5 protein-coding genes are annotated in these 7,056 nt (G+C 43.9%); all 5 read left to right on the top strand.

All coding sequences use genetic code 11. The annotated features are described in order from the left end of the window. Nucleotides 1-249 precede the first annotated feature (249 nt). The 5 genes from LSE01S_RS10410 to LSE01S_RS10390 all read left to right on the top strand — a co-directional run bounded on the left by LSE01S_RS10410 (nt 250) and on the right by LSE01S_RS10390 (nt 6,750). Complete coding sequence (locus LSE01S_RS10410) at nt 250-840, top strand: TetR/AcrR family transcriptional regulator C-terminal domain-containing protein (RefSeq protein WP_061777562.1); 591 nt, start codon at nt 250-252, stop codon at nt 838-840. 201 nt (nt 841-1,041) lie between these two features. Next, nucleotides 1,042-2,541 (top strand): amino acid permease, encoded by a 1,500-nt coding sequence (locus LSE01S_RS10405; protein WP_061777561.1) that lies wholly within the window; start codon nt 1,042-1,044, stop codon nt 2,539-2,541. Nucleotides 2,542-2,608: 67 nt separating this feature from the next. Continuing rightward, a complete protein-coding gene (gene gad, locus LSE01S_RS10400; RefSeq protein WP_082622401.1) occupies nt 2,609-4,045 on the top strand; it encodes a glutamate decarboxylase in 1,437 nt (478 codons plus the stop codon). 74 nt (nt 4,046-4,119) lie between these two features. Further along, nucleotides 4,120-5,634, top strand: a complete 1,515-nt coding sequence (gene gltX / locus LSE01S_RS10395; RefSeq protein ID WP_082622402.1) for a glutamate--tRNA ligase — start codon at nt 4,120-4,122, stop codon at nt 5,632-5,634. 198 nt (nt 5,635-5,832) lie between these two features. Further along, nucleotides 5,833-6,750, top strand: coding sequence for a hypothetical protein (locus LSE01S_RS10390; RefSeq protein WP_061777560.1), 918 nt, complete (start codon nt 5,833-5,835; stop codon nt 6,748-6,750). Nucleotides 6,751-7,056 lie beyond the last annotated feature (306 nt).

Genomic DNA, 7,056 nt, shown 5'->3' with positions numbered 1-7,056 from the left:
TCTGTGAGGTAGTCCTTCGATGAGAGCGGCTAGCTTTTTTATTTACTATTGATAAAGACAAAAGAATCTGTCAGACGTCAGTCTCCTTTTTAAAGGAACTGGCGTCTTTTTTGCGTTTGCTGGGAAAAGAACGGGGCGAAACTAAAGATAAAATAAAAAGAATCTATACATTTCCCCTGATCATGTCTATACTGTATTTACAACGCAGGTTCGTGCGTGAAAATCTTATTGAAGTAGGAGACGATCTGTATGGAATATAAAACTAAGGACCGACTTGGGGAAGCCTTACAAGACATTGCAGAAAATGACCAATTTGACGACATCACGGTGAAGCAAATTGTTCAGGAAAGCCATGTTAATCGTCAGACCTTCTACTATCACTTTCAGGACAAGTATGACTGCCTGCACTACCAGTTCAGCCACGATGCTGAAAAGCTAACGGCGAATACGGACTCACAAAATTGGCTGGTCACGTACCTTAGTTTGTTTCGGTACATCGACACCTACCAAAACTTTTGCCGACACGTGGTTGATTCACATGCGTATTTGGAGTTCGATGATTTTATTTTAAAAACAATAGACTTAATAGTAGAAAAAATTAAAAAATCATTAGAAGATGACTACCCACGATTGACGATCCACAACCAAGCGGGACTGCGAGTGTTTGAATACGGACATCAGGGAGTCGTTAGCAACTGGTTCCGTGGCGGACTACGCGAGAATCCGGCCCTATTGGTCGAAGGGATGAGCAAGTTTAGTCAACAACAATTGACGACATTATTCGATCATCCAGAGATTGATTTCAAAACCTCTTTTAAACAACAGCTAGAATTTGTATGATTTTTATACAGAAGTACCCGAATGTCTATTCTCTATTATTTCGCGAAGGACTACCCTTGGTGTTGTTAACAGGGAGCTGATCTGACGATTGGCTCATCAATTACTTGGCCAAGTAATTATTTCTCAATTTGAAACCGCTGCCACTGCTTACATATAGAGCACCAACAGAGTTTCAATTGATTCGAAGGGATTGTAGAAAAAGTGGATGAAAAAAAGTCTACGGAGCAAGTTGACCTTACCAAAGCCAATCAAATAACTGGGTTCCAGTTATTCTCCATGACCACTTCAATGGTTATGACGGTTTATGGTTTCGCCGCATTTGCTAAGCAAGGGCCTACTGCCTTCTTCTACCTGTTCCTGGCCGGGATCTTATGGTTCCTCCCAGTTACTCGTACTGCTGGTGAAATGGCTTCAATCGATGGCTGGAGTAAAGGTGGTATCTTTACCTGGAGTCGTGACATGCTTGGTGAACGTGCTGGTTGGTCAGCTCTGTTCTATCAATGGATTCACATCACTGTCGGCATGAACACCATGATGTACTTTATTCTTGGGTGTTTCTCAGTAAGTTTCGGTTTACCTGTTATTGCTAACAACCCAACGGTCAAATTCATCTTAATGATGGTTATGATCTGGGGTCTTATCTGGTTACAACAACGTGGGACTGCCGTTACTGGTAAGATCGCACAATGGTGCTTTACTTTAGGTGTCATTATTCCTGTGTTCTTCTTACTGTTCCTATTTATTGCATACTTGGTTCAAGGTAATCCTGCCCTTATTCATGTAAACACACATACTATCTTCCCATCCAGTTGGAACGGGAGTGTCTTAGTTGGATTCGTTCCATTCATCCTTGCGTTTGCCGGAGCCGAAGGTTCTGCATCTCACGTTAAGGACTTGGAAAACCCTAAGGTTTACCCTAAGGTTATGACGGCCTTAGCAATCTGTGCTATTTGCTCCGATATCATCGGTTCAATGGCCATTGCTATGACTATTCCAAACGACCAAATCCAATTGAGTAATGGTATCGTGTTCGCTTATGGTGCTTTGGTTCAACGGTTTGGTATTAGTGTTGTCTTAGTAGAAAAAGTTGTTGGTTTCTTGTTAGCCGTTGGTGTGCTTGGGGAAATCAGTAGTTGGGTTGTTGGACCTAACGCTGGTATGTTCGAAGCTGCCAAGGAAGGTTACTTACCACCTCGTTTCTCTAAGTCAAACAAGTATGGTATTGAAACCAATGTTATGATTTTACAAGGTGTGGTTGTGTCTATCGTCGGTGCACTCTTAACCTTTGGTGCTGGTGGGAACAAGTCATCCGTTTCCTTCCAAACTGCCATGAGTTTAACTGTTGCTCTGTACACTATGATGTACATGATGATGTTCGTAACTTACCTGGTACTTCAATTCAAGCACAAAGACCTTCACCGGACTTTCCAAGCTTCACGTGTAATGGGTCTTCGTGTAACGTATGGTGTACTTGGCTTCATCTTGTCAGCATTTGGTTTCGTTGTTACGTTCTTCCCACCTGCAGACTACAGCGCACACGACAAGAAGACATACTTGACGTTGCTGTTGATTGCATTCGTTATCATGGGAATTCTTCCATTCATCCTATACATGTACCACGACAAGTGGGCACGTCAATTAGGTTTGGATCCGAACAAGCCATATGCTGAACAAGCAGCGGCTAAGGAAGATGCAAAGTAAGTAGCTAGAAACGAATTATTTTCAAAAATAAGGAGGCTAGGTCATACATTAGTATGACAACTACATTATGAGTAAAAACGATCAGGAAACGCAGCAGATGTTAGACGCAGCACAATTGGAAAAGACTTTCTTGGGTAGCACCGCAGCCGGTGAATCACTTCCTAAGAACACTATGCCTGCAGGCCCAATGGCCCCAGACGTAGCCGTAGAAATGGTTGACCACTTCCGTTTAAACGAAGCAAAAGCTAACCAAAACTTGGCTACTTTCTGTACCACTGAAATGGAACCACAAGCTGACCAATTGATGATGCGTACCCTTAACACTAACGCCATCGACAAGTCCGAATACCCTAAGACTTCCGCAATGGAAAACTATTGTGTAAGTATGATTGCTCACCTTTGGGGCATTCCTGACGAAGAAAAGTTCGGTGATGACTTCATCGGTACTTCAACCGTTGGTTCTTCCGAAGGTTGCATGTTAGGTGGACTTGCATTGTTGCACACCTGGAAGCACCGTGCTAAGGCTGCTGGCCTTGACATCGATGACCTTCACGCTCACAAGCCTAACTTAGTTATCATGTCTGGTAACCAAGTTGTTTGGGAAAAGTTCTGCACTTACTGGAACGTTGACTTCCGTCAAGTTCCAATCAATGGCGACCAAGTATCTCTTGACCTTGACCATGTTATGGACTACGTCGATGAGAACACTATTGGTATCATTGGTATTGAAGGGATCACTTACACTGGTTCCGTTGATGACATCCAAGGTCTTGACAAGTTAGTTACTGAATACAACAAGACTGCTGCTTTGCCAGTACGGATTCACGTGGACGCTGCCTTTGGTGGTTTGTTCGCCCCATTCGTTGACGGCTTCAAGCCTTGGGACTTCCGTCTTGACAACGTTGTTTCAATCAACGTTTCAGGTCACAAGTACGGCATGGTTTACCCTGGTTTAGGCTGGATCGTATGGCGTAAGAACTCTTACGACATCCTTCCTAAGGAAATGCGTTTCTCAGTTCCTTACCTTGGTTCAAGTGTCGACTCAATCGCTATCAACTTCTCTCACTCTGGTGCGCACATCAACGCCCAATACTACAACTTCTTACGCTTTGGTTTAGCTGGTTACAAGGCTATCATGAACAACGTACGGAAGGTTTCATTGAAGTTGACTGACGAATTACGTAAGTTTGGTATCTTTGACATCCTTGTTGATGGTAAAGAATTACCAATCAACTGCTGGAAGTTGTCTGACAACGCCAACGTAAGTTGGAGTTTGTACGACATGGAAGATGCTCTGGCTAAGTACGGCTGGCAAGTACCTGCTTACCCACTTCCAAAGAACCGTGAAGAAACTATCACCAGCCGGATTGTTGTTCGTCCTGGTATGACTATGGCCATTGCCGACGACTTCATCGATGACTTGAAGTTAGCTATTGCTGACTTGAACCACAGCTTCGGTGACGTTAAGGATGTTAACGACAAGAACAAGACGACTGTTCGTTAGAATTACCGACAGCATAAGGTCGGACCTCAGCACTTGGGTAGGTGAGTGTAGTAGATAATAGAGGAGGAAATAGCATGAGTGATAATTCGGAATTGGATAAGAAAAACGTACGGGTGAGGTATGCACCGAGTCCAACAGGATTCCTGCATATTGGTAACGCACAGTCTGCATTATTCAATTACCTATTTGCCCGCCATTACCACGGCACGATGGTTCTTCGTATCGAAGACACCGATCTGAAGCGAAACGTTCCTCATGGTGAGGATAGTCAAATTGATAACTTGCATTGGTTAGGTATCGATTGGGATGAAGGCCCAGATAAGCCAAATCCAAAGTACGCTCCTTATCACCAAAGTGAACGTCAAGCCCTCTATCATCGCTACGTTGTTAAACTGCTCGACGAAGGTCTAGCTTACAAAGATTACGCAACCGAAGATGAATTAACCGAAATGCGCGATCAACAACGGGCAGCCGGTGAGGCTCCTCACTACGACGGCCGTTGGTATGGTCGGAGTGTTGAAGACCAAAAGGCAGCTGAAGCAAAGGGCTTGAAACCAAGTATCCGTCTTCACATGCCACCTGACCATGTTTACGCATGGGACGACATCATTAAAGGCCACGTTGCGTTCAACTCCGACAACATGGGTGGCGATTTCATTATTGAAAAGAGTAATGGAATGCCTACTTATAACTTTGCCGTTGTTATCGATGACTACCTGATGGACATCACTGATGTTCTTCGGGGTGATGACCACATTGCCAACACACCAAAACAAGTTGCGGTGTACGAAGCATTAGGAATTAAAATGCCTAACTTTGGTCATATCACATTGATTTACAACCCAAAGACTCGGAAGAAGTTGTCTAAGCGGGATAAGAAGACTTTGCAATTTATTAGCCAATACAAGAACCAAGGTTACCTCAGTGAAGCAATCTTTAACTTTATTGCCTTCCTGGGTTGGTCCCCAGTTGGTGAAGACGAAATCTTCACTCGTCAAGAACTTATTGAACGTTACGATCCTTCACGGATGTCCAAGTCTCCAGCATACTTCGATCAACAAAAGCTTGATTGGATTAACGCGGAATACATCAAGAAGCTTAGCCTTGATGACATGACCGACCGGATTTTGGAATTAGTTGATGAAGGACAAACGGATGTTGCCAAGCAAGTTCAAGCTTTGAACTTGCCTGACCTTCGCGAATTCGTTTACCAAGTATCCAAGATCTATCAAACCGAAGTACACATGTTAACTGAAGTTATGGACAAGGTCGTATTTTATGCAAATATCTTACAATCCGACATCGATTACTCTCAATTGAGTGAATTCGACCATGATGATGTTCTCAATGTACTGAAGAGTTTTGAAAAGCACGTTAAGGACTTAGGTGCTGACGTTGCTGATCCAGACTTCAAGGGTATGATTAAGGCCGTTGGTGCCGACACCGGGGTTAAAGGACGTGCACTGTACTTTCCACTGAACGTTGCCTTCACTGGTAACTCTTCAGCACCTGAAATCAATGAGATTTTACGGTTATACTCAATCAGCACGATCGTTGACTTGTTAGACAAGGCAATTGCGAACGTTTAAGACTTTCCGATTGTGTTAATCACGAAAAGAGGAACTCCATCAGGAGCTCCTCTTTTTTTGTGTCCTGGTAAAAGAGACATTAAGTAAACTTAGATAATTAAACTCCCTGACCATTTGACCGGTAACACGCCGTATCAGTTGCGATGAACGCTCAGACTGATTATGGTGTGCTTAATAACCAGAGAGGGGGAGTTGGTTATGTATAGTAGTGTGTTATTGGTTTTCGGATTGGGGTACTACTTCTTTGTCTATAAAGGTGTAGAACGAGCCGATGGTGCAGATGACCGGGACTCTCGGGCCATTCGCTATCCAGAGACGAAGAGTGCAGCCACCAAGTGTTATGTGCATGCTAAGCTATTTGGACGGCCAGATTTGGGGGACCTGTACGTCTATACGCGGGCATACCCGAAGAACTCGTTACCAGATAGTGAAATTCGGGCGGACATTCTCGATGAGTTCAAAGGTCGAGTAGAAGAGATGCGGGTAGAGGGCCGCCTGCCTGTGGAGCCGGTTCGTTATATCGATAAAGTTGATTTGTCCTTGGACATGACGACGGTGAAGACGATGGATCCAGATGAAGCGATTAAATTATATCGCCGGCAAATGCGTTATCTTTCAATGTACGTACATCAAGCGAACCCGTTTGAAAGTTTGCGGCAATTGCTAGGACGGTCGTCGCATTACCGTCGACCAGATGGGAAAGACTATCTGCCTACAGAAGGATACGCGGGTAACTTTGCTAGTTTCATCCAAGACTACTATTACTCTTTGTATTTTCCGACGCGGAACGAATGGAATATCTATCTTGCACGGCAACAACGCGGGTTGGTCGAGATTGAAAATGATGTCTTTGGCTTCCTGAATGAGGACTGGGTCGACCGGATTGTTAATAGCGATGGTAAAGTGGTGACCACGTTCTTCTCGAAGACGGGGCTAGAATTATTGTCCAACGCTGTGCGACCAGACCGTTTGCTAGTTCCCACGCTTTTGCCATACGCGGAAGCCTTTACGGATAAGGATTGGCGTAATTATTTCCCATATACTTGGGCCGAAGTAAATCGCAAGCGTTCAAGTCGGGAGATTAACCGTTGGATTAATGGATTGAAGAAGGATTAATCATGGAGGACCTGGCCTAGGTGGTGAGGTCTTTTTTGTTGGGGAGGGCTGGACATTGAAGCAACTGATTTTGGGACCTAGTTCGTTAGCTAGATAGTTAGTTGGTTTCTGCAAGTATGCAGCTGGAAAAGATTAACTGAAAAAGCTTTCAAAAAATGATTGACGTAGGAGTCGATAGTTGGTATAGTTATATACGTTGTCATTGAGGCAATCACAGCGAACTTTCAAGGTTGATTGAAATTAGTTGTTGACAATTATATTGTTCCAATGGTATGATTATTAAGTTGTCTGCGAGAGCGGATAACT

This window comes from Levilactobacillus senmaizukei DSM 21775 = NBRC 103853, assembly GCF_001592085.1.
Lineage (GTDB): Bacteria > Bacillota > Bacilli > Lactobacillales > Lactobacillaceae > Levilactobacillus > Levilactobacillus senmaizukei.
The sequence above is the reverse complement of the archived record's forward strand: the minus strand, read 5'-3'. Positions and strand labels throughout refer to the sequence as shown.